The organism is Aeromonas sp. R6-1 (assembly GCF_040908165.1).
Classification (GTDB): Bacteria; Pseudomonadota; Gammaproteobacteria; order Enterobacterales; family Aeromonadaceae; genus Aeromonas; species Aeromonas caviae.
Genome location: NZ_JBFODF010000015.1, coordinates 98,198 through 121,319, shown reverse-complemented (window position 1 = coordinate 121,319; position 23,122 = coordinate 98,198). Strand labels below are relative to the sequence as shown.

Genomic DNA, 23,122 nt, shown 5'->3' with positions numbered 1-23,122 from the left:
GGGTAGCCCCTTGCGGCGGGCTGCCATCGAATTTACCTTAGACTAACAATCAATTTACGTTTACGCTAACGTAAACTTGAATCACGAATGGACTGACCAGTCATCACCCTGATGGCAGGGGAAATCGGCAGTCCACTGCACCAAGGAGAGCACGGATGCATGCCCTGATGGATGAAACCCTCCAGGCCCTGACCGAACAGGTCGAGGCTTTCTGCCAGAAAGTGATCGCACCGCGCGCCAGCGAGATCGATCAGAGCAACGCTTTTCCCCGGGATCTCTGGCCCCGCATGGGTGAGCTGGGGCTGCACGGCATCACGGTGGCGGAGGAGTATGACGGGGTGAACCTCGGCTATCTGGCCCATGTGCTGATGATGGAGCAGGTGAGCCGCGCCAGCGCCTCGGTCGGCCTCTCCTACGGCGCCCACTCCAATCTCTGCATCAACCAGATCCACCGCCACGGCACCCCTGATCAGAAGGCGAGATATCTGCCTGATCTGGTCAGCGGCAAACACGTGGGGGCGCTGGCCATGAGCGAGCCGGGTGCCGGCTCCGACGTGGTGAGCATGCGCCTCACTGCGGTGCGCGAGGGGGATCACTTCGTGCTGAACGGCAACAAGATGTGGATCACCAATGGGCCCGATGCCGACACCTTCGTCATCTATGCCAAGACCGATGCCGCCGCCGGGCCCAAAGGGATTTCCGCCTTTATCGTCGAGGCGGGCACTCCCGGTTTTTCCACCGCCCAGAAGCTCGACAAGCTCGGCATGCGCGGATCCAGTACCTGCGAGCTGGTGTTCGACAACTGCCGGGTGCCGCAGGAGAACCTGCTGGGCCCCCTGCACGGTGGGGTCAAGGTGTTGATGAGCGGGCTCGACTACGAGCGGGTGGTGCTGGCGGCCGGCCCCCTTGGCATCATGCAGGCCTGCATGGACGTGGTGCTCCCCTATGTGCGCGAGCGCAAGCAGTTCGGCCAGGCCATCGGCGAGTTTCAGCTGGTGCAGGGCAAGCTCGCCGACATGTATACCCGCCTCGCCAGCAGCCGGGCGCTGGTCTACTCGGTGGCGAGCGCCTGCGATCAGGGTCGCACCAGCCGCAAGGATTGCGCCGCCGCCATCCTGTTTGCCGCCGAAAATGCCACCCAGATGGCCCTCGATGCCATCCAGCTGCTCGGCGGCAACGGCTACATCAACGAATACCCCACCGGCCGCCTGCTGCGGGACGCCAAGCTCTACGAGATAGGCGCCGGCACCTCGGAGATCCGCCGCTGGCTCATCGGCCGCGAGCTGATGGGAGAGCGCGCATGAGCAGGATCCACTCCCGTCTCGACACCGCCAGTCCCGACTATGAGGCAAATCGGGCCGCCATGCAGGCCCTGGTCGACGATCTCAATGCCCGCCTGGAGGAGATAGCCTTGGGCGGCGGCGCGGCCAACAACGCCCGCCATCAAGCCCGCGGCAAGCTGCTACCACGGGAGCGCATCGACCAGCTGCTGGACCCGGGCTCCCCCTTTCTCGAGCTCTCGGCCCTGGCCGGCTGGCAGGTCTATGACGAACCGGTGCCCGCCGCCGGCATCCTCACCGGCATCGGCCGTGTCTCGGGGCACCTGTGCATGCTGGTGGTGAATGACGCCACCGTGAAGGGCGGCACCTACTACCCCCTCACGGTGAAAAAGCACCTGCGTGCCCAGGCCATCGCCGAGCGGCTGCGCCTCCCCTGCCTCTATCTGGTGGATTCCGGCGGCGCCTTCCTGCCCATGCAGGACGAGGTGTTCCCCGACCGGGAGCATTTTGGCCGCATCTTCTACAACCAGGCTCGCATGTCGGCCCAGAGCATCCCCCAGCTGGCGGTGGTGATGGGGCTCTGTACCGCCGGGGGCGCCTATGTGCCCGCCATGGCGGACGAGTCAATCATGGTCAGGGAACAGGCCACCCTCTTTCTGGCTGGCCCGCCCCTGGTCAAGGCCGCCACCGGCGAGGAGATCAGCGCAGAAGCCTTGGGCGGGGCTGAGGTGCACTGCGTCCACTCCGGGGTGGCGGATCACATGGCCCGGGACGATGCCCATGCCCTGGCCATCGCCCGCACCCTGGTAAGCAACCTGGGGGACAACCAGACGGCGGCGTCACCCGCCCCATCCGCTCCCTCCTATGATGAGCCGCACTACCCCATCGAGGAGCTCTACGGCCTGGTGGGCACCAGTCTCAAGCGCCCCTATGACGCACGAGAATTGATCGCCCGCCTGGTGGATGGCTCTGTGTTTGACGAATTCAAGGCGTTGTTCGGCACTACCTTGGTGACGGGTTTTTCCCGCATTGAGGGCATGCAGGTGGGGATCCTCGCCAACAACGGCGTGCTGCACAGCGACAGCGCCCAGAAGGGAGCCCACTTCATCCAGCTCTGCAACCAGCGGGGGATCCCGCTGCTGTTTCTGCAAAACATCACCGGCTTTATGGTGGGGAGTACGGCGGAGAAAGAGGGGATCGCCAAGCACGGCGCCAAGCTGGTGACCGCCGTGGCCTGCAGCCGGGTGCCCAAGATCACCCTGATCGTCGGCGGCAGCTTCGGTGCCGGCAACTACGGCATGTGCGGGCGCGCCTATGAACCGGATTTTCTCTTCAGCTGGCCCAACAGCCGCATCTCCGTCATGGGGGGCGAGCAGGCGGCCGGGGTGCTGGTGCAGGTGCGCCGGGACAAGCTGGCCGCCGAGGGCAAGACTCTGGGCGAGCCGGAGGCGGCCGCCATTCGCGCCCCGGTGATCGCGCAGTACGAGCGCCAGGGTCACCCCTATTACGCCAGTGCTCGCCTGTGGGATGACGGCGTCATCGACCCGGCCCAAAGCCGCACCGTGCTGGCCCTGGCGCTGGCGGCCTGCCAGGGGGCCGAGCCGGGCCCCGGGCAGTACGGCATCTTCCGGATGTAAGGAGTTCATATGTCAGACCCGCTCTTCAACGATCCCCTTGCCCATTTTCGCCTGGAGCGCCACGGCCCGGTGATCGAGCTGGTGCTCGCCCGCCCGGCCCGCCACAACGCCCTCGATGCCGCCCTGATGCAGGGGCTGCTCGACTGTCTCGACGAGCTGGCCCACGGCCAGCCGCTGGCCGACCGCCCCCACGTGCTGCTGCTGCGCGCCGAGGGGCCGCATTTTTGCGCGGGCGCCGATCTCGAGTGGATGCGCAAGATGGCAGGGGAAGCGTTCGATCCCCGCGCCTTTGACAAGAATCGCGAGGACGCCCGGGTGCTGGCCCACCTGATGCAGGCACTGGACGAGCTGCCCTTCCCCACGGTAGCCCTGGTGCAGGGGGCTGCCTACGGCGGAGCCTTAGGCCTTGTCTGCGCCTGCGACATCGTGCTGGCCAGCGAAAATGCCCGCTTTTGCCTCTCCGAGGTGACCCTGGGACTGGTGCCTGCGGTGATCAGCCCCTACGTGGTGCGCGCCATGGGGATGCGCCAGGCCCGCCGCTACATGCTGAGCGCAGAGCCTTTCGATGCCATCACCGCCTGCCGACTCAACGTGGTGCACAGGCTCAGCCAGCCTGATCAGTTGCTGGCGGAGGGACGCGCCATGGCCCTGCGGTTGTGTCGCAACGGCCCCCAGGCGATGAAGGAGACCAAGCGGCTGCTGGCCGCCCTCGAAGGGCGCCCAGGCCACCAGCACGAAGAGCAGACCGTCGAGACCATCGCCCGGGTACGGGTCGGTCTCGAGGCCCAGGAAGGGATCCAGGCCTTCTTCGACAAACGCCCCCCCACCTGGCGCCCCCGTTTCAAGGACGAAGCATGACCCATCACACTCCCATCAAGCGCCTGCTGATCGCCAATCGCGGTGAAATCGCCGTGCGCATCATCAAGACAGCACGACGCCTCGGCATTCACACCATCGCCCTCTACTCCGACGCCGACGCCCGCACCATGCACGTGCGCGAAGCCGACGAGGCCTGGCATCTGGGGCCGGCCCCCGCCCGGGAGAGCTACCTCGACACCGGCAAGGTGCTCAAGATTGCCAAAGAGGCGAATGCCGACGCCATCCACCCGGGCTACGGTTTCCTCTCCGAGAACAGCGACTTTGCCACCGCCTGCGAGCAGCGGGGCGTGCGCTTTGTCGGCCCAAGCGGCGCCGCCATCCTCGCCATGGGGGACAAGTCGGGGGCCAAAGGGCTGATGCAGGCAGCCGGCGTCCCCGTGCTGCCCGGTTATCACGGCGCGGATCAGCACCCCGGCTTTTTGCGCGATCAGGCGAGCCAGGTGGGCTTCCCGCTCCTTATCAAGGCGGCCAGCGGCGGCGGTGGCAAGGGGATGCGCCGGGTCGATCAGCTGGCCGACTTTGACGCGGCCCTCGCGGCAGTCAAGCGGGAGGCGAGTGCCGCCTTTGGCGACGACCATGTGCTGCTGGAGCGCTATCTCCCCCGCGCCCGTCACGTGGAGGTGCAGGTGTTTGCCGATACCCTCGGCAACGCCATCTATCTGGGGGACAGGGACTGCTCCTTGCAGCGCCGCCACCAGAAGGTGATCGAGGAGGCCCCCGCCCCCGACATCTCCCCTGCCCTGCGCCGCGCCATGGGCGAGGCGGCCGTGGCGGCGGCCAAGGCCATCCACTATCAGGGGGCCGGCACCATCGAGTTTCTGCTCTGCAAGGAGGAGTTCTTCTTCATGGAGATGAACACCCGGTTGCAGGTGGAGCATCCGGTTACCGAAGCCATCACCGGCCAGGATCTGGTGGCCTGGCAGCTGGCGGTGGCCGAGGGCAAACCGCTGCCCCTCACCCAGGATGAAGTGGTGCTGCGCGGCCACGCGGTGGAGGCGCGCCTCTACGCCGAGGACGTGGCCGCCGGTTTTCTGCCCGCGAGCGGCCCCATCCACTGGCTCACCTGGCCCAAGGGGGTGCGCATCGACACCGGCGTCACCGCCGGCGATGGGGTGAGCCCCTATTACGACCCCATGATCGCCAAGCTCGTCGCCCACGCACCGAGCCGCAGCGAAGCCTTTGCCACCCTGGCCGATGCCCTGGCGGCGCTGGATCTCGGCCCTCTGGTGCACAACGGCCCGCTCCTGCAACGCCTGTGCGAAGCGCCAGAGGTGCTGGCGATGTGCCACCACACCCAGTGGCCCATTCCCACCGACACCCTGCCCGTTCCGGCGCTCGCCTGGCCCCTCGCCACCCTCTGGCTCGCCACTTGCGAGCGCGATGCCTCCCCCTGGCAGCAGGCCGCAGGCTTTCGGCTGGGCCCCACCCGCCGCTTTTGCGCCACGGTGCGCATCGGCGAGGAGACCCGCACTCTCACCCTCGCCGAGCGAGGGGGCGCCCTGCTCTGGCAGAGCGAGCAGATCCCGTTTGAACTCGGGTCAGATCAGATCCGCCTGTGCCAGAGTGGACATTGGCAGCGCTATCCGGTGCAGCCCCTCGGCGAGGGCGCCTATTTGCTGCACCTGGCGGGCAGGCGCATCCGCTTCTCGCTCGATGATCAGCATCATCAGCTCCACCATGATCATGACACGAGCCATGTCCCGGGCATCCTGGCCCCCATGCACGGCATCGTGGTGGCGCTGCAGGTCGAGGCCGGCCAGCCGGTCAGCAAGGGGCAACCCCTGCTGGTGCTGGAGGCGATGAAGATGGAGCACGTCCTCAAGGCCGACCGGGACGGGGTGATTGAGGCCCTGCAGTGCCGCCAGGGGGAACAGGTGAGCCAGGGCGCCGTGCTGGTGCGCTTTGTCGAGGACCATACCGCGCAGGAGGAGCGCTCATGAGCCACACGCACGAGAACCGGGACGACAAGGTCAGCCTGGTGGAGATGGGGCCCCGGGACGGCCTGCAAAATGAAGCTGCGACCCTCCCCCTGGCGCAGCGGCTGGCGCTCATCGCCCGCCTGGCCGAGAGCGGGTTGCAGCGCATCGAGGTGGGGGCCTTCGTGTCGCCCAAAAAGGTGCCGCAGATGGCGGATTCCGCCGCACTCTTCAACGCCCTGCCGCGCAGGGGGCCGACCCGCTATGGCGCCCTGGTGCCCAATCTGCAGGGTCTGCAGGCCGCCATCGCCGCACGCGCCGACGAGATAGGCCTCTTCACCGCCTGCTCGGACGGCTTCACCCGGGCCAACATCGGCATCAGCGTGGAGGAGTCCCTGGTGCGCTTTGCCCCCCTGGTGCAGGAGGCGCGCAGCCTCGGCATCAAGGTGCGCGGCTACCTCTCCACCGTCATCGCCTGCCCGTTCGACGGCCCGACCCGCCCGAAACGGGTCGCCGCCCTGGCCGAGCGGCTGCTGGATCTGGGTTGCCACGAGATATCCCTCGGCGACACCATCGGCGTCGGCACCCCGGGCACCGTGGCTCCCATGCTGGATGCGGTACTGCACGAGATCCCGGCGGGCCGGCTTGCGGTTCATTTTCACGACACCTACGGCCAGGGGCTGGCCAACCTGCTGCCGGCGCTCGAGCGCGGCATCCGCACCATCGACTGCTCGGTGGCCGGGCTCGGCGGCTGCCCCTATGCCCCCGGCGCCTCCGGCAATGTGGCGTCGGAAGAGGTGGTCTATCTGCTGCACGGCCTTGGCATGAGCACAGGGGTCGACCTCGACCAGCTGGCCGCCACCGGCCAGTGGGTGAGCGAGCTGCTGGGGCGCCCCAACGGCTCCCGGGTCGGCCAGGCCCTGCACGGGAGGGGACGGCGCCTCGCACAAGAGCGCGAGCAGCGCACCCCGGGAGGCCATCATGCATCATGAACCCGGCCCTTGCCGCGGGGCCAGGACCCCGCCAGTTCATCAGGAGGGCGCACCATGAGAGCCAGACACGCCAGTGGCAAGGAGAGGACCTACAGCATCTCGGAGCTGGCCCAGGAGTTCGACATCACCCCCCGCACCATCCGCTATTACGAGGACGAGGGGCTCATCACCCCGACCCGGGAGGGGCAGACCCGCATCTACAGCCACAAGGACAGGATCCGCCTGAAATTGACCCTGCGCGGCAAGCGCCTCGGGTTCAGCCTGGCGGAGATCCGCGAGCTGTTCGACATGTACGACACCGACCGCTCCAGCCGGATGCAGCTTCACTCCATGATCCAGCTCATCGAAGCCAGACGCCACTCCCTGCGCCAGCAACTGGAGGACATCCAGATGGTGATGGCCGAGCTCGATGCCGCCGAGCAGCGCTGCATCCACTCCCTCGGCGGCTTGAAAACCGACGGGGATTGACAGACTCTGGGGGTATCTCGCCCCCGGTATCCCGGTTTTCCAGTGGATATCCGCAGTGGCAGGCCCTGACCCGGCAGCCCCCTTGTTCCCCCCATCGCCCGTCACGGCATGCCGGACAGACTGGGCGGTTTGGGCAAGCGGCGAGGTGGGGCAAACGGGGGAAATCCGGCCTTGGTCGCACAATAATTCCCCAGCCCGGTCAGAGTGCGGCGCACCTCATGAGTCCTTCCCATGAACCGGGCACGATTAATTGCTACCATATGCGCATCAAATGGAGACCATCATGCTCAAGCCTCTGCCCGCTCGTCTGCTGCGCTATGCCCTCTATCTTCTCGCGCTCCTGCTCATCGGCATCACCATCCTGCTCTGGCAGGCGCCGACCCTCATCCAACGCCATCTCCCCGGCTGGCTTGCCACCCATTACGGTCTGCACCTCTCCCTTGGCAAGATAGAGGTGGGGATCCGCTCCCCCTCCCTCGTGCTGGGGCCCAGCGCCCTGCTCGATGACCAGCAGCAAGCGCTGGTGTCATTTGAAGAGCTGAAGCTCATTCCCGCCTTGAAAGCGAGCTGGCAGCAGCGCGCCCTGGTACTGGAAGAGGCCACCCTGACCGCCCCCAGGGCAGATCTGGTGCGCCTCGAGGATCTCAAGGGGGAGGCGCGCTTCAACCTGACCGATGCACTGGCCTCCCTGCTCTCCCCTGCGCCGGAGCAAACGCCGCCAGCCGCCACCGAGCCCGTGCTGGTGACCATCGGCAAGCTGTCCGTCGAGCAGGGCCGGCTCAGCTACCGGGACAGCCGCAAGCAGAGCAGCCCGGGGTGGGTGCCGCCCCTCACCCTGGACAAGCTCGCCCTGCACCTGCCCGGCTTTTCCACCGCAGAGGGGGCGCTCAACCCCTATCGCCTGAGCGCCACCGTCAACGAGAAGAGCCCCCTCAAGGCCGAAGGGGAGTTCGACATGATGAGCGGCGCCGGCAAGGGCCACCTCAGCCTTGGCAAGGTGGCCATCGCCCCCTTCGCCCCCCTCTGGGCCCCCTATCTCAAGGCGACCCTCGCCAAAGGGGAGGCCAGCGCCGAGCTCGCCTATCGCCTCACCCAGGGTAAGCAGGGACTGGACTGGCAGTTGTCAAAGGGCAAGCTGACCCTGGCCAACTGGCAGCTCACACGCAACAAGGGGGAGGAATTTGCCCGCTTCAAGCAGTTGGCGCTGACCGGGATCCGCATTGATGGCAACAAGCAGCGCCTTGAGCTCGATGCCGCCACCCTCAAGAGCCCGGCCATCACCGCCGTCCTCGACCACCAGCAACAACTGGATCTCGCGGACCTGCTGATCCCCCAGAAGACCCCCAAGGGGGGCAAACAACCGGCCACCCCCGCCAAGCCCTGGCAATGGGCCCTCAAGCAGACCCGCATCGACCAGGGCAGCCTCACCCTGACCGAAGCCACCAGCGGCAAGCCCCTGAAACGGGCCATCTCCCCCCTCGCCCTCACCCTGGGGCCCCTTGGCAGCCAGACCGCCCAACCCAGCCCCCTCACCCTCAACGCAGCCCTCGACACCAGGACGACGGTGGCGTTTGACGGCACCCTGGGGCTGACCCCCTTCACCCTGAACGGCGCCATCCGCCAGCAGGGGCTGCCGCTGACCCTGGCTCAACCCTACCTGCAGGATCTGCTGCGCATCAGCGTGCGGGACGGCGAGCTTGCCAGCCGCACCAGGCTGGACCTGGTCACCGACCGCCAGGGGGCCATCAGCAAGCTGGAGATAAGCGGTGGACTCGAGGTCGCCGGGCTCAACGTGCTGGATCGGGCCGACAACCAGCGCCTGCTCCAGATAGAGAATCTGCAATTGAGCGGCCTGCACTATGATGGCCTGAGCCAGCAACTGCGCATCGCCGACATCCTGCTCAGCAAACCCTATGCCCGTATCGAGATCAACGAAGAGGGGATCACCAACGTGCAGCAACTGCTGCTGCCGCAACCCGCCGCGAACGACAAGGAGAGCGCCCCCGCCCCGCACATCGTCATCGATCAGATCCGTACCGCCCAGGGCAACCTGCGCTTCGCCGATCGCAGCCTGAGCCCGGAGTTCGTGGTGGACATCGCCTCCCTCGACGGCCAGAGCCGCCATATCAGCAACACCCCGGGGCAGCGCTCCGAGATCGCCTTCAACGGCAAGGTGGACCGCTATGCCCCCGTCACCATCCGGGGGGGCGCCAACCTGCTCATCGAGGATCCCGTGCTGGACGTGGCCGTGGCCTTCAACAACCTGGAGCTCACCACCTTCACCCCCTACTCCAGCACCTATGCAGGCTATGCCATCGACAAGGGGCAGCTCTCCATGAAGCTCAACTACAAGCTGCAGGGCAACCGGCTGGAGGGGGACAACGACATCACCATCAAGAAGCTGCAACTCGGGGAGAAGGTCAAGAGCGAGCAGGCCAAGGATCTGCCCCTCGGCCTCGCCATCGCCCTGCTGAGCGATTCGAACGGCGTCATCAAGATGAACCTCAAGGTGAAGGGCAATCTGGATCAGCCTGATTTCAGCCTGGGCAACATCTTCTGGGACGTGCTCGGCAATACCCTCGGCAAGGCCATCACCTCCCCCTTCTCCCTGCTTGCGTCCCTGACGGGGGGCACCAAGGATCTCGACGAGCTCCCCTTCCTGCCTGGCGATCCCGCCCTGACCCCGACCCAGCAGACCAAGCTGACCACCCTCGCCCAGGCCCTCAAGGAGAGGCCCAAGCTCAGCATGAACATCCGCGGCAAGGTCAACTTCAACGAAGAGCGCCCCATCCTCCAGCGCCAGAAGCTTGAGCGGCTGCTGGCCAAGATCACCGGCAGCCCGGTGGATTTGACGCTGCTGGAGCAGGATCCTGCCATGCAGTCCGCACTGGCAGAGGCTTATGAAGCCAAGTTCAACGAAGATCTCGGGGAGCTGGCCGACCGCTTGCGACTCGATGAAGGGAGCGAGGCCCTGCGCGCCCAGGCGGTGCTCCGGCTGCGGGATCAGCAGCTCATCACCGCCAAGTCCCTGCGAAACCTCGCCATGCGCCGCGCCCAGAACACCAAGGAGTATCTGGTGGATACCCAGGGCATCGCGCCGGAGCGCCTCTTCGTGCTCGACAGCCAGGTGAAGGAGACGGACAAGGAAGCCAAGGTGGTACTGACCCTGGACAACTGATCCGGCGCCCGCCGGATACCCCTCTTGTTTGCCCCGACGGCATATGGCCCGAGGGGCTCCCACCCCTGACCCCCACCGGATAACGCCTTCCTGGCCATTAAAGTTGCCCACCGCCCAGGTACCGGGCGGCGCCAGTCTGCTCGGCCCTTTCTCATCCCTTTCTTTCCCGCCGGAGCGAGCGGGCGGTGGCTGGTCCCGCGCTTTGCCCCTGTTGTTCCCTTTGTGCCTAGCGGCGGTGACATCATGGTGGAGCTGCCTTATCCCTGCTTGCCTGCTTGCAGCGGGATGATCAGGATGGTGGCTCTCTACTCCAGGTAGCCTCTCTCCACGAGGGAATAAGGGAAGCGGATCTCTGTCCCTTGCTGAGTCTTTCACCGTGGCGGGCACGAGGTGGGCTCTCCTTATCCCTGGTTGCCGGTCTGGCCGAGCAGAAGCAGGAGGCGACCTTGGCTACTTGCCTCCCCTTCTCTAACCTCCCCCTGACCCCTGCCATCAGGATATGTCTCTCGCTAGCCGTCCCGAACAATCCAGTTATCCGGCATGTCGGCATGTCGGCATGTCAAAATAGATGGCCCGATTAGATATATAGTGTCTAATCGGGCCAATCCTGAACACCCTCTCGCGCGCGCCACAGGGCCAACCCCGCGCCCCCTTCCATTTCGAAGCGTCTTCACTGGCCCCCGTTCTGCCGCACTTTCCATCTTGAGGCTCTCTGCCACAGAACGCGCTCTTGGCCCAACCTCTTGCGTCTCAGTTTTTTCACCTGGCTAGCCCATGACGCCATGCCTCCCGTCTTGACGCTTTTGCACCAGCGCAACTGGTGCTGCCGTGTCTGCCATGTTGAAGCCTCCGGCCACAGGGCGATCCCTTGGCTCAGCCTCTTGTATCTTGGTTTGTGCCACCTGAGCCCATGGCCCATCCCGCCTCTGGCTTTCTGACAAGGGCAGCCTCTGATCCTGCCCGTTGATCTTGCGCCCCTTTCGCCCGTGGCAGTCAACACGGCGCGCTTGCGGGTTTCTCAGGCGCCCCGCCCTTGTGTAGGGAACACGGTGACGAGCGCGGGGTTGACGAGAAAATGGGGAGCGCAACGGGCACTGCGATGGCAAGCGATACGGGAGGTTCATGGGCCACAAACAGGAGGGAAACACTCTAGTCTGATGGCATATGAACTCATTTTTCAATCAAGCCGCCATGACGCGACCATCCGGGGCGCGTTTCCCTCACCAGTCCCAGTCACCATCGTCGTTGCCGACTTTCATGCCAAGGTGCCTTTTATACAAAACCGCAACGTTGAAAACGTTTTTCATTCACCACTCGTCTACCTGAATGGCACGAATGGTTGGCCACTTAAACTTTCGTGTTCTTTTTTTACCATTTCTGTGTGTCCCCCCCTTGCCCGGGACCCTGAGCCTGCCTAAAATCGCGCGTCTTTTATCAACCCCACCTCTATTGTTGGAGAACACCACGTGAGCGAAAAATTGGCCAACCCTGCCCCTCTGGGTCTGATGGGTTTCGGTATGACCACCATTCTGCTGAACATCCATAACGCAGGTTTCTTCCCCATCAGCGCCATGATCCTGGCCATGGGTCTGTGCTATGGCGGTCTGGCCCAGATCATCGCCGGCATCATGGAATACAAGCGTGGCAACACCTTCGGTGTCACCGCTTTCATCTCCTACGGCACCTTCTGGTGGAGCCTGGTGTTCCTGCTGGTGATGCCGACCATGGGTCTGGCCGAGGCCACTCCCCACGCCTACATGGGCTGGTACCTGCTGATGTGGGGCATGTTCACCCTGTTCATGCTGATCGGGACCGTCAACTTCCCCCGCGTGAAGCAGTTCGTGTTCGCCTCCCTGACCGTGCTGTTCTTCCTGCTGGCCGCCCGTGACTTCACCGGCAGCACCCTGATCGGCACCATCGCCGGTTTCGAAGGCATCATCTGCGGCGCCAGCGCCATCTACCTGGCCATGGCCACCGTGATCAACGAGCAGTTCGGTCGCACCGTGCTGCCCATCGGCGAGCAGAAGAAAGCCGCTCCCGTCGAGCTCAAAGCCGCTGCCTAAGCACCCGGCGACATCGCTGTCACGAAAAAGGCACCCTCGGGTGCCTTTTGTGTTTCTGCCGCCCGGACGCCGTGCCGGTCAGCCCTGCGCTCCGGGATCTCCCGCCAGCAACCGGGTGGCCGGGTAGCGGGCGGCGGGATCCTGGCCGTAGAAGCGGGCGAACTGGTCATAGACCGCGGGGTAGACGGCACGCAGACGCAACGGATCGGTGAAGAAGCTCTCGCTGCACACCGCGAAGAATTCGGCGGGATGCGAGGCGGCGTAGGGGTCTATCTCGGTCACCTCCTCTCTGGTCAACTGATCGTTCATCTCGTCAAACGCACCTTGCAGCGCCCGGGTCCATTGCTGGGGATCCATGCCCCGCGGCAGGGGCGGTGCACCGTCCGCATCCCCTCCCAGCATGTCGAGCTTGTGGGCAAGCTCATGGATCACCAGGTTGAATCCGTCCCAGTCCCCGTCCTGCTGCAATTCGCTCCAGGCCAGCACCAGTGGCCCCTGGGGCCAGGATTCACCGGCGTTCTCCTCTTCAAATTCGCTCACCAGCCCGAACTCGTCCTGCACCTCCTGACGACGGGTCACGGGCTCGGGGATGATGATCACCTCGTGGAACCCTCGATACCAATCGAACCCCAGGTGCAGGATGGGCAGCACTGCCTGCAGGGCCAGCACTCCCTGCTGGCGTGGCGTCAGTTCCACCCCGATCTGGGTGAGGGTCTTGCGCGAGAGAAAATGGCGCGCCAGCTCCATCAGCCTCTGCGCCTCTTCTTCTTCAAGCCCCTGCAAGATGGGCACCGCCGCCAGCGCCTCGCGCCACTCCTGCTCTTCTGGGAGACGGGGCTCCCGGGGAGATGCACCACCCAATACCTCTTTCAACCTGGACCAGAACACACGGACTCCTCTTGCCAATCAGACAGCTTTCACAAAACGTTTCGGACGCTCGCAATACCCTTGCGCCAGATAAAATCGGTGCGCCCCTTCGCGCTTGAGGCTGCTGGAGAGCTCCAGCTGGCCGCATCCCAGGGCTGCCGCCCGCTGCTCTGCCGCCGCCAGCAGCAGGGCCCCGATGCCGCCTCCCCTTGCACCCTCATCGACAACCAGCGCCGAGATCAGGCCCCAGGCTGGTGCAAGGTGCATGGGTTGCAAGTGGTGCCACACCAGCACCCCCACCGGGATCCCCTCGCACAGGGCCACCAGGACCTCCCGCGCCGGATCGGGCTGGGCCAGCCTGGCGCTGACCGCCCCGTCAGGGTTGGGGTAGCCCAGCTGGGCAAACAACCCCGTCAATCCGGCCCCATCCGCCTCCCCGGCGAGGCGAATGATGTATCTGTTTTCCCTTGTTGCCACTCCTGGCCTCCTATTTGCATTACCCCAATCAGCCCTCTGGGCATGGCAAAGCGGCAGATGATGGGTATGTACCGAATCTTGTCCAGTTCCATTCACCATTTGTTAATGTCAATTCACAAATTAACAAAGTCACAACACTTTTCACTAGGAAGGCCCTGAACAAACCGATATGTTAAATCCCGCGGACTAACCAGTCGAAAGTCCCGCACAATCCTGAGTGACCCCCTTGGTCACCGCATATTTCAATGTTAAGGGAGCGAGGCATATAGACCTCGCCAAGACAGCGCAACAAAGGAGTTGTTGTACATGAATGAGATCGTCAATGCCATCAATGGCGTGATTTGGAGCCCAGCGCTCATCTATCTGTGTCTGGGGGTAGGCCTCTACTTCTCCCTGCGCAGCCGTTTCCTGCAACTGCGTCATATCAAGGAAATGGTGCGCCTGATGTTCGATGGCAAGAGTACGGATGCGGGCGTCTCCTCCTTCCAGGCCCTGGCCATGACCCTGGCCGGTCGCGTCGGTACCGGCAACATCGCCGGTGTGGCCACCGCCATCACCTTCGGCGGCCCGGGCGCCCTGTTCTGGATGTGGATGGTTGCCTTCCTCGGCGCCAGCTCCGCCTTCGTGGAGTCCACCCTGGGCCAGGTCTACAAGGAGAAGATCAACGGTGAATACCGCGGCGGTCCGGCCTTCTACATCGAGAAGGGGCTCGGCATGAAGTGGTACGCCTGGACCTTCGCCATCGCCACCATCTTCGCCTGCGGCGTGCTGCTGCCGGGCGTACAGGCGAACTCCATCGGCTCCAGCCTGCAGACCGCCTTTGCCATCGACCCCAACGTGACCGCCGCCGGTCTGGCGCTGCTGCTCGGTTTCATCATCTTCGGCGGCGTCAAGCGCATCGCCAACTTCGCCAGTACCGTGGTGCCCTTCATGGCGCTGGGTTACATCATTGTCGCCTGCGTCATCATTGCCCTGAACATTGGCCAGTTGCCGGGCGTGATCCTGCTCATCTGGAAGAGCGCCTTCGGGATGGACGCCGGCTTCGGCGCCATTCTGGGTCTGGCCATCATGTGGGGGGTGAAACGCGGGGTCTACTCCAACGAAGCCGCCCAGGGGACGGGTCCCCACGCCTCCTCCGCCGCCGCGGTGAGCCACCCGGCCAAGCAGGGTCTGGTGCAGGCGTTCTCCGTCTACATCGACACCCTGTTCGTCTGCTCCGCCACCGGCTTCATGCTGCTCATCACCGGCCTGTACAACGTGCAGGGTCCGGACGGTGCCGCCCTCTACACCGGCATCGCCGGCGTGGCCGCCGGCCCAGGCTATGTGCAGACCGCCATGGAGAGCATGATGCCAGGCTTTGGCAACTACTTCGTCGCCATCGCCCTGTTCTTCTTCGCCTTCACCACCATCGTGGCCTACTACTACATCGCCGAAACCAACATCGCTTTTGTCAATCGCAAGATTAACCGCCCCTGGCTCACCTTCCTGCTGAAGATTGCACTGATGGCATCCACCGTCTACGGCACCGTCAAGACCGCCGATCTGGCCTGGGGTCTGGGTGACATCGGCGTCGGCCTGATGGCCTGGCTCAACATCGGCGCCATTTTGATGCTGCAAAAGCCCGCCTTCGCCTGTCTGAAAGACTATGAGGCCCAGAAGGCAATGGGACTGGATCCCGTGTTCCACCCGGAAAAACTCGGTATCAAGAACGCTGACTACTGGACCGGCCGCCGTTCCGAGCAAAACCTGGAGCAGGAGCAATCCGGTCACCCCTTCGAACCGGACCGTCAGTCCACCTGAAGCGTTGACCCCTAAACAGAAAACAAAATGGCAGCCTAGGCTGCCATTTTTATTTGTGCTCTCTTGAGAGTGAGCGCCGGTTCAGAGCGCGTTGCGGCGGGGTCCGAACGGCAGGCGCCAGCGAAACAGGCTGTTGAGGGTCGCCCGCCACTGGTTGGGGCGCCCCAGGATCTGCCTCTGCAACCGGGTCTCTTCCTTGAGCATGGTCTCGTCACTGCGAGCCCAGGCCTGGGTGTAGAGCTGCTTGATCCCCGCCAGCGCATCCGGCGACTTGGTGATCAGGGTCCGGGCAAAGGCCCGCGCCTCTTCCAGGGGATCCGCGCACACCCGGCTCACCAGGCCGAGGGACTTGGCTTCGCTGGCTTCCAGCTCGCGCCCGCTCATGGCAAGCTCCATGGCGGTATCCATCCCCATCAGGTTGCGCAGGGTGACGCTGCCGCTCATGTCGGGGATGATGCCCCACTTGATCTCCATCACCGAGAAGCGGCAATCCGGGGTGCTGAAGCGAAAATCGGCGCCGAGCGCTATCTGCAAGCCGCCGCCAAAACAGACCCCCTGGGTCACCGCAATCACGGGCACCGGCAGTTGATGCCAGCCATAGGCCACCCGCTGGGCCAGGTTGGTCGCCTCGTCCGCCTCGCGCTTGAGGATCTCCAGCGCCGCCACCGGCTGCCTCAGCATGGATTTCACATCCAGCCCGGCGCAGAACGCCCGCCCCTCCCCGTGCAGGATCACGGCCCGCAGCCCTTTTTGCCGGGATACCGCGTTCAGCGTCTCGTCGATGGCGTCGAACATGGCCCGATCCAGCGCGTTGAGCTTGTCCCCCCGGCAGAGCATCACCTCGGCGATCCCCTCCTGAAACACCCATTTGACCCTTGGCTTTTCCATCTCCGTCTTCGTCCTTTGATTCAACTGGTCATACCACAACGTTACCAGAGTGTTATGGGCAGGTACAGGGAGGCCGCCCCGGGCCTGCGACTAAAGTCGGCTGGCCCGGTGGTGGAGCCTTTGTCAGACTGGCCCCATGGTCACGGTGGAGCCTCTCATGTCACTTCTGTTCAATTTTGCCCGTCCACCGTTCGACGGCCTGGACGAGGAGGCACGCCAGCGGCTCGGTCAGCACCTCAGCATCTGCTACTTTCGCGCGGGCCAGACGGTGCAGCACGCCGGGGAGGAGCCCGCCGGGCTCTACCTCATCATCAAGGGGGCCGTGGAAGAGTCTGCCCCCCATCAATCCTTTGGCGACTATGGCGAGGGGGACATGTTCGACGTCCGTGCCCAGTTTGACGGGCACTGCCGCCACCGTTTCGCCGCCCTGGAAGATACCCTCTGCCAGCTCATTCCCCGCCCCGTCTTTCTGGCCCTGTGCGACGCGCACCCCCATATCGCCCGCTACTTCACCGCCACCCTGGCGGAGCGCCAGCGGGAGCAGGAGCGGCGCAGTCAGCTCGGGCAGCAGAACCTGGCGGAGTTCATCCTGACCCGCATCGCTCCCGACCATCTGCAGGCGCCGCTCATCGTGGAAAGCAGCCTCTCGCTCCTGGCCGCCACCGAGGCCATGGTGGCCAGGGGCACCGACTGCCTGCTCTATCCCGGAGCAGACGGCAGCCTGAGCCTGGCCACCCGCAAGACCCTGCTCCACGCCCTCACCCTCAAGGGATTGCCGCTCAGTGCGCCGCTGGCGGTGCTGACCCCCACCCCGCTGACGGGTCTGCCACTGGGGAGCTATCTGTTCGATGCCCTGCTGCTGATGACCCGCCACCGCATCAAGCGCCTGGTCATCTGGCAGGGGCAGGAGGTGGCAGGCATCCTGCATTTGACCCAGGTGCTCGGGCTCTTCTCCACCCACTCCCATGTGTTGACCCTGCGCATCGCCCGCGCCGACTCCCCGACCACCCTCGAGGCGGTCGCCCGGGAGCAGCAGCAGCTCATTCGCTCCCTGTTTGCCCAGGGGATCCACACCCTGTTCCTGATGAAGCTCATCGCCACCATCAACGAGCAGTTGATCGCCAAGGCCTTTTCCCTGGTGATCCCCGCGGCGCAGCAAGAGCAGGTGTGCCTGCTGATGCTGGGGTCGGAGGGGCGTGGCGAGCAGATCCAGAAAACCGATCAGGACAATGCTCTGATCCTGCCGGATGGCCTGCCGTGGCCCACCCAGTCGGCGGATCTGGCCGCCTTCAGCGCCCTGCTGGCGCGCCTGGGTTATCCCCCTTGCCCGGGCAGGGTGATGGTCAACAACCCGGCCTGGGTGAAGCCGCTTGACGGCTGGCTGCAAGGGATAGAGCAGGCCTGTGTGCGCGCCAGCGAAGCGGATCTGCTCTGGCTCGCCACCCTGGCCGATGCCCAGGCCATCACGGGAGATCGCGCCCGGCTCGCCCCCGTCGCCCGCCACCTGCGGGCCTGCCTCGCCGACCGGCCGGATCTGCTGGCGGAGATGGCAAGGGCCGCCGTCGCCTTTCACGCCCCCCTCACCCTCTTTGGCAGGCTGGAGCAAGCCCCGGAGGGGCTGGATCTCAAGCGGGGCGGCCTCTTCCCCCTTGTCCACGGCGTCCGGGTGCTCTCCCTGGAGGCGGGGATCCTGGAGACCTCGACCACGGGGCGCATCGAGGCCCTGGTGGGCCAGGGACGCCTCAGCCGGGACTATGGCACCAATCTGGCGGAGGCCTTCCGGCTGTTCATGCGGCTTCGGCTGCGCAGCCAGTTGCAGGAGGGAGACGGACGGGTGCGGGTGGCAGACCTCGGCCCCGCAGAGCGGGATCTGCTGCGCCATGCCCTGCACCAGGTGAAGAAGTTCCAGCAATGGCTCACCTTGCACTTTCGTCTTAGGCAATAGCGATGTGGAAGCACTGGCGCCGCCGCTGGCTTGGCAGGACGTTTCGGGAGGGGGAGTTTGCCCCGCTCTTTGCCCGCCCTGCTGGCGACGAGTGGGTGGCGCTGGACTTCGAGACCACCAGCCTGGATCCAGCGCTGGCGGAGATCGTCTCCATCGGGGCGGTGCGTATCCGGGGCAACCGGATAGAGACGGGCGATGCCCTTGCCATCCGAGTCCAGGCTCCCGCCAGCCTGAGCGCCGGGTCCGTGGTGATCCACGGCCTGCGCCATCAGGATCTGCAACAGGGAATGGCACTGGAGCCCGCGCTGCGCGCGCTGCTGGAGTTCATCGGCCCCCGTGAGCTGGTGGGGTATCACATCGCCTATGACCTGCGCATTCTCAACCTCGCCTGCCAACGGCTGTGGGGGCTCACCCTGCCCCAGCGCGGCATCGAGGTGAGCCGCCTCTATCACGATCACCTCTATCGCCGCTATCCCGATGCCGCCATCGATCTGCACCTGGCCGCGATCTGTCGCCATCTGGCGCTGCCAGCCCTGCCCCCCCACGACGCCCTGAGCGATGCCGTCACCGCCGCCCTTGTCTTTGTACGCCTGCATCAGGGCGGCCCGCTGGCTTATCCCAAAGTCTAATTGTTCAGCAATAACATTTAATTCACATTTTGCTTACATGGACAGCCGTGCTGTCCGGTAGGGAACCCCTCATCCACCGCTGACATTCACTGTCATGGAGAACTGCAATGGAACAGCAACCGTATCTTCGGATCCAGCAAGATCCCAACTTCCAGGCACTGGTCGCCAAACGCCAGCGTTTTGCCTGGACCCTCTCCATCCTGATGCTGGGGCTCTACCTGGCGTTCATCCTGCTCATCGCCTTTGCACCGGGCTGGCTTGGCACCCCCTTGAGCGAAGGCTCCAGCATCACCCGTGGCATCCCGGTCGGGATTGGTCTCATCGTATCGGCCTTCGTGCTGACCGGTATCTACGTATTTCGTGCCAACGGCGAGTTCGACGAGCTGAACCAGAAGATCCTCAAGGGAGCGCAATCATGAAAGGCAAGTTTCTGCTGCCGCTGGCAGGTCTGATCTCCACCCCCTTGCTGGCGGCCGACGCCATCAGCGGCGAGGTGCAACGCCAACCCCTCAATATCTCGGCCATCGTGATGTTCGTGGTCTTCGTGGCCGCCACCCTGTTCATCACCTACTGGGCCTCCAAGCGCAACCGCTCGGCTTCCGACTACTACGCCGCCGGCGGGCGCATCACCGGCTTCCAGAACGGTCTGGCCATCGCCGGTGACTACATGTCCGCCGCCTCCTTCCTCGGCATCTCCGCCCTGGTCTATACCTCGGGCTACGACGGTCTCATCTACTCCATCGGCTTCCTGGTGGGCTGGCCCATCATCCTGTTCCTGATCGCGGAGCGGCTGCGCAACCTCGGCAAGTACACCTTTGCCGACGTGGCCTCCTACCGCCTCAAGCAGACCTCGGTGCGCAGCCTCTCCGCCAGCGGCTCCCTGGTGGTGGTCGCCCTCTACCTCATCGCCCAGATGGTCGGTGCCGGCAAGCTCATCGAGCTGCTGTTCGGCCTCCAATACCATGTGGCCGTGGTGCTGGTCGGCATCCTGATGGTGCTCTACGTGCTGTTCGGCGGCATGCTGGCCACCACCTGGGTACAGATCATCAAGGCGGTGATGCTGCTCTCCGGTGCCTCCTTCATGGCCATCATGGTGATGAAGTCCGTCAACTTCGACGTCGGTACCCTGTTCAGCGAAGCGGTCAAGGTGCATGCCAATGGTGCGGCCATCATGAGCCCGGGCGGCCTGGTCGCCGACCCCATCTCCGCCATCTCCCTTGGGCTGGCCCTGATGTTCGGTACCGCCGGTCTGCCCCACATCCTGATGCGCTTCTTCACCGTGAGCGATGCCAAGGAAGCCCGTAAATCGGTGTTCTATGCCACCGGCTTCATCGGCTACTTCTACATCCTCACCTTCATCATCGGCTTTGGCGCCATCCTGCTGGTCAGCACCAACCCGGACTTCAAGGACGCCACCGGCGCCCTGCTGGGGGGCACCAACATGGCGGCGGTCCATCTGGCCGACGCGGTGGGCGGCAGCCTGTTCCTGGGCTTCATCTCCGCCGTGGCGTTTGCCACCATACTGGCGGTCGTGGCCGGGCTGACCCTGGCGGGGGCCTCCGCGGTCTCTCACGACCTCTATGCCTGCGTCATCAAGGAAGGCAAGGCCAACGAGGCCGACGAGCTGCGCGTCTCCAAGATGACCACCCTGGTACTGGGTGTGGTCGCCATCGGCCTTGGCATCCTGTTCGAGAAGCAGAACATCGCCTTCATGGTGGGCCTGGCCTTCTCCATCGCGGCGAGCTGCAACTTCCCGGTGCTCTTCCTCTCCATGTTCTGGTCCCGCCTGACCACCCGTGGCGCCGTCTATGGCGGCTGGCTCGGCCTCATCAGCGCCGTGACCCTGATGATCCTGGGCCCCACCGTCTGGGTGAAGGTGCTGGGTCATGCCCAGGCCATCTTCCCCTACGAATACCCGGCGCTCTTCTCCATGGGGCTGGCCTTCATCGGGATCTGGTTCTTCTCGGTCACCGACAAGTCCCAGGCAGCCTCCGACGAGCATGCGAAGTTCTTCCCGCAGTTCGTCCGCTCCCAGACCGGGCTCGGTGCCTCCGGCGCCTCCGCCCACTAAGTGGCATCCTACGCATCCAAGCCGGCCCAGTGCCGGCTTTTTTCATGACCGCCCCCTCGCCTCCCCTCTGCAAGAGATGCCGGAGCCCGTTGCCGGCCTGGTCGTGAAACCTTCCCCCCTGCAATGGGGCCAGATCACAGTTCCTGCTAAAACTTTCGGGGGATCTGTGCCATAATGCGCGCCATTTGACAGACCAACCGGGACATTCCAGTGCTTTCAAGCAACAACATCACCATGCAGTTCGGCGCCAAGCCGCTGTTTGAGAACATCAGCGTCAAGTTTGGCGGCGGCAACCGCTACGGCCTCATCGGTGCCAACGGCTGTGGCAAGTCCACCTTCATGAAGATCCTCGGCGGCGATCTCGAACCCACCGGCGGCAATGTGAGCCTGGATGTCAACGAGCGCATCGGTAAGCTGCGCCAGGATCAGTTCGCCTACGAAGAGATGCGCGTACTGGACGTGGTCATGATGGGCCACACCGAGCTGTGGGCCGCCATCGCCGAGCGCGATGCCATCTACGCCAACCTGGAAGCGACCGACGACGACTACATGAAGGCCGCCGAACTGGAAGGCCTGGTCGCCGAGTATGATGGCTACACCGCCGAATCCCGCGCAGGCGAGCTGCTGCTGGGTGCCGGTATTCCCATCGAGCAGCACAACGGTCCGATGAGCGAAGTGGCCCCGGGCTGGAAACTGCGGGTACTGCTGGCGCAGGCGCTCTTCTCCAACCCCGACATCCTGTTGCTGGACGAACCGACCAACAACCTGGACATCAACACCATTCGCTGGCTGGAGCAGGTGCTCAACGATCGTGAAAGCACCATGATCATCATCTCTCACGACCGTCACTTCCTGAACTCCGTCTGCACCCATATGGCGGATCTGGACTACGGCGAGCTGCGGGTCTACCCGGGCAACTACGACGAGTACATGCTGGCTGCCACCCAGGCCCGCGAGCGCCTGCTGGCCGACAACGCCAAGAAGAAGGCCCAGATCGCCGATCTGCAATCCTTCGTCTCCCGCTTCAGCGCCAACGCCTCCAAGTCCAGCCAGGCTACCTCCCGCCTCAAGCAGATCGACAAGATCAAGATTGAGGAAGTAAAGGTATCCAGCCGTCAGAACCCCTTCATCCGCTTCGAGCAGGACAAGAAGCTCTACCGCAACATCCTGGAGATCGAAGGCGTCTCCAAGGGTTATGGCGACGGTCCCCTGTTCAAGGGGCTCAACATGATGCTGGAAGTGGGCGAGAAGGTCGCCATCCTGGGTACCAACGGGATCGGTAAGTCCACCCTGATCAAGACGCTGGTCGGTGCCCTGGCACCGGATACCGGCACCATCAAGTGGTCCGAGAACGCCCAGATCGGCTACTACGCCCAGGATCACGCCGAAGATTTCGACACTGATCTCAATGTGTTCGACTGGATGGCCCAGTGGAAGCAGGAGAACGAAGACGAGCAGGCGGTGCGCTCCGTGCTGGGTCGTCTGCTCTTCTCCCAGGACGACATCAAGAAGCCGGTCAAGGTGCTCTCCGGTGGTGAACAGGGCCGGATGCTGTTCGGCAAGCTGATGATGCAGCGCCCCAACATCCTGATCATGGATGAACCGACCAACCACCTGGACATGGAATCCATCGAATCCTTGAACCTGGCGCTGGAGATGTACAAGGGCACCCTGATCTTCGTCTCCCACGACCGCGAGTTCGTCTCCTCCCTGGCGACCCGCATCCTGGAACTGACCGAAGACGGCATCCGCGACTTCGGCGGCACCTACGAGGATTACCTGCGCACCCAGGGTGTGGTGTAATCCCCCGCCTTCAAGCAAAGCGATCAGAACCGGCGCCTCGTGCGCCGGTTTTTTTTATGCCTCCTTGATCACGCCCCACAGCAAGAGAAGGATTGGGGATAGGGAGAGCAAGAGTACAGCGCGCTGTCATACACCTGTCCCGCTCATCCCCAGCCAGGATAGGCAGCACAAGCCCGTGCCTGGCCCTTCCCTCCTGCGCCCGCCCGCTCTGCCGGGCTGTCGATGGCAC

At 64.4% G+C, this 23,122-nt stretch carries 17 protein-coding genes; 14 read left to right on the top strand and 3 right to left on the bottom strand.

The genetic code is table 11. The annotated features are described in order from the left end of the window. Positions 1 to 155 precede the first annotated feature (155 nt). The 8 genes from AB5Y68_RS03035 to AB5Y68_RS03000 all read left to right on the top strand — a co-directional run bounded on the left by AB5Y68_RS03035 (position 156) and on the right by AB5Y68_RS03000 (position 12,413). Positions 156 to 1,304, top strand: coding sequence for an isovaleryl-CoA dehydrogenase (locus AB5Y68_RS03035; protein ID WP_039039062.1), 1,149 nt, complete (start codon positions 156 to 158; stop codon positions 1,302 to 1,304). Then, positions 1,301 to 2,917 carry a carboxyl transferase domain-containing protein gene (locus AB5Y68_RS03030; protein ID WP_039039061.1) on the top strand — a complete coding sequence of 539 codons (1,617 nt, stop codon included), beginning with the start codon at positions 1,301 to 1,303 and terminating at the stop codon, positions 2,915 to 2,917. The genes AB5Y68_RS03035 and AB5Y68_RS03030 overlap by 4 nt, the downstream gene beginning before the upstream one ends. A 9-nt stretch (positions 2,918 to 2,926) precedes the next feature. Then, positions 2,927 to 3,775 (top strand): enoyl-CoA hydratase-related protein, encoded by an 849-nt coding sequence (locus AB5Y68_RS03025; RefSeq protein ID WP_039039060.1) that lies wholly within the window; start codon positions 2,927 to 2,929, stop codon positions 3,773 to 3,775. Further along, the gene (locus AB5Y68_RS03020) at positions 3,772 to 5,736 is read left to right on the top strand and encodes a biotin carboxylase N-terminal domain-containing protein (RefSeq protein ID WP_039039059.1); all 1,965 of its coding nucleotides are present in this window, start codon (positions 3,772 to 3,774) and stop codon (positions 5,734 to 5,736) included. Before AB5Y68_RS03025 ends, AB5Y68_RS03020 begins: the two co-directional genes overlap by 4 nt. Continuing rightward, complete coding sequence (locus AB5Y68_RS03015; RefSeq protein ID WP_039039058.1) at positions 5,733 to 6,704, top strand: hydroxymethylglutaryl-CoA lyase; 972 nt, start codon at positions 5,733 to 5,735, stop codon at positions 6,702 to 6,704. Before AB5Y68_RS03020 ends, AB5Y68_RS03015 begins: the two co-directional genes overlap by 4 nt. Positions 6,705 to 6,758: 54 nt before the next feature. Next, the gene (locus AB5Y68_RS03010) at positions 6,759 to 7,172 is read left to right on the top strand and encodes a MerR family DNA-binding transcriptional regulator (RefSeq protein WP_010674587.1); all 414 of its coding nucleotides are present in this window, start codon (positions 6,759 to 6,761) and stop codon (positions 7,170 to 7,172) included. A gap of 283 nt (positions 7,173 to 7,455) precedes the next feature. Then, complete coding sequence (locus tag AB5Y68_RS03005; protein WP_039039057.1) at positions 7,456 to 10,350, top strand: DUF748 domain-containing protein; 2,895 nt, start codon at positions 7,456 to 7,458, stop codon at positions 10,348 to 10,350. A gap of 1,466 nt (positions 10,351 to 11,816) precedes the next feature. Next, positions 11,817 to 12,413 (top strand): GPR1/FUN34/YaaH family transporter, encoded by a 597-nt coding sequence (locus AB5Y68_RS03000; RefSeq protein ID WP_039039055.1) that lies wholly within the window; start codon positions 11,817 to 11,819, stop codon positions 12,411 to 12,413. Between the two features lie 78 nt (positions 12,414 to 12,491). Here the strand turns inward: AB5Y68_RS03000 and AB5Y68_RS02995 are convergent, their stop codons facing one another. Next, positions 12,492 to 13,301, bottom strand: a complete 810-nt coding sequence (locus tag AB5Y68_RS02995; RefSeq protein WP_039039054.1) for a zinc-dependent peptidase — start codon at positions 13,299 to 13,301, stop codon at positions 12,492 to 12,494. A gap of 18 nt (positions 13,302 to 13,319) precedes the next feature. Continuing rightward, positions 13,320 to 13,688, bottom strand: a complete 369-nt coding sequence (locus AB5Y68_RS02990) for a GNAT family N-acetyltransferase (RefSeq protein WP_010674583.1) — start codon at positions 13,686 to 13,688, stop codon at positions 13,320 to 13,322. A gap of 375 nt (positions 13,689 to 14,063) precedes the next feature. Between AB5Y68_RS02990 and AB5Y68_RS02985 the strand changes: the two genes are divergently transcribed. After that, complete coding sequence (locus AB5Y68_RS02985) at positions 14,064 to 15,557, top strand: sodium:alanine symporter family protein (RefSeq protein ID WP_039039053.1); 1,494 nt, start codon at positions 14,064 to 14,066, stop codon at positions 15,555 to 15,557. Between the two features lie 81 nt (positions 15,558 to 15,638). Here the strand turns inward: AB5Y68_RS02985 and AB5Y68_RS02980 are convergent, their stop codons facing one another. Then, a complete protein-coding gene (locus AB5Y68_RS02980) occupies positions 15,639 to 16,445 on the bottom strand; it encodes a crotonase/enoyl-CoA hydratase family protein (protein WP_039039052.1) in 807 nt (268 codons plus the stop codon). Positions 16,446 to 16,602: 157 nt separating this feature from the next. Here AB5Y68_RS02980 and AB5Y68_RS02975 point away from each other — a divergent pair, with 157 nt between their 5' ends. The 5 genes from AB5Y68_RS02975 to AB5Y68_RS02955 all read left to right on the top strand — a co-directional run bounded on the left by AB5Y68_RS02975 (position 16,603) and on the right by AB5Y68_RS02955 (position 22,893). Beyond that, complete coding sequence (locus AB5Y68_RS02975) at positions 16,603 to 18,390, top strand: putative nucleotidyltransferase substrate binding domain-containing protein (protein WP_039039051.1); 1,788 nt, start codon at positions 16,603 to 16,605, stop codon at positions 18,388 to 18,390. A 2-nt stretch (positions 18,391 to 18,392) separates the two neighbouring features. Then, complete coding sequence (locus AB5Y68_RS02970) at positions 18,393 to 19,019, top strand: 3'-5' exonuclease (protein WP_039039050.1); 627 nt, start codon at positions 18,393 to 18,395, stop codon at positions 19,017 to 19,019. 107 nt (positions 19,020 to 19,126) lie between these two features. Continuing rightward, positions 19,127 to 19,438 (top strand): DUF485 domain-containing protein, encoded by a 312-nt coding sequence (locus tag AB5Y68_RS02965; RefSeq protein ID WP_039039049.1) that lies wholly within the window; start codon positions 19,127 to 19,129, stop codon positions 19,436 to 19,438. Then, complete coding sequence (locus AB5Y68_RS02960; RefSeq protein ID WP_039039048.1) at positions 19,435 to 21,090, top strand: cation acetate symporter; 1,656 nt, start codon at positions 19,435 to 19,437, stop codon at positions 21,088 to 21,090. Before AB5Y68_RS02965 ends, AB5Y68_RS02960 begins: the two co-directional genes overlap by 4 nt. Positions 21,091 to 21,300: 210 nt before the next feature. Beyond that, positions 21,301 to 22,893, top strand: coding sequence for an ABC-F family ATPase (locus AB5Y68_RS02955; protein ID WP_010674576.1), 1,593 nt, complete (start codon positions 21,301 to 21,303; stop codon positions 22,891 to 22,893). Positions 22,894 to 23,122: the final 229 nt, after the last annotated feature.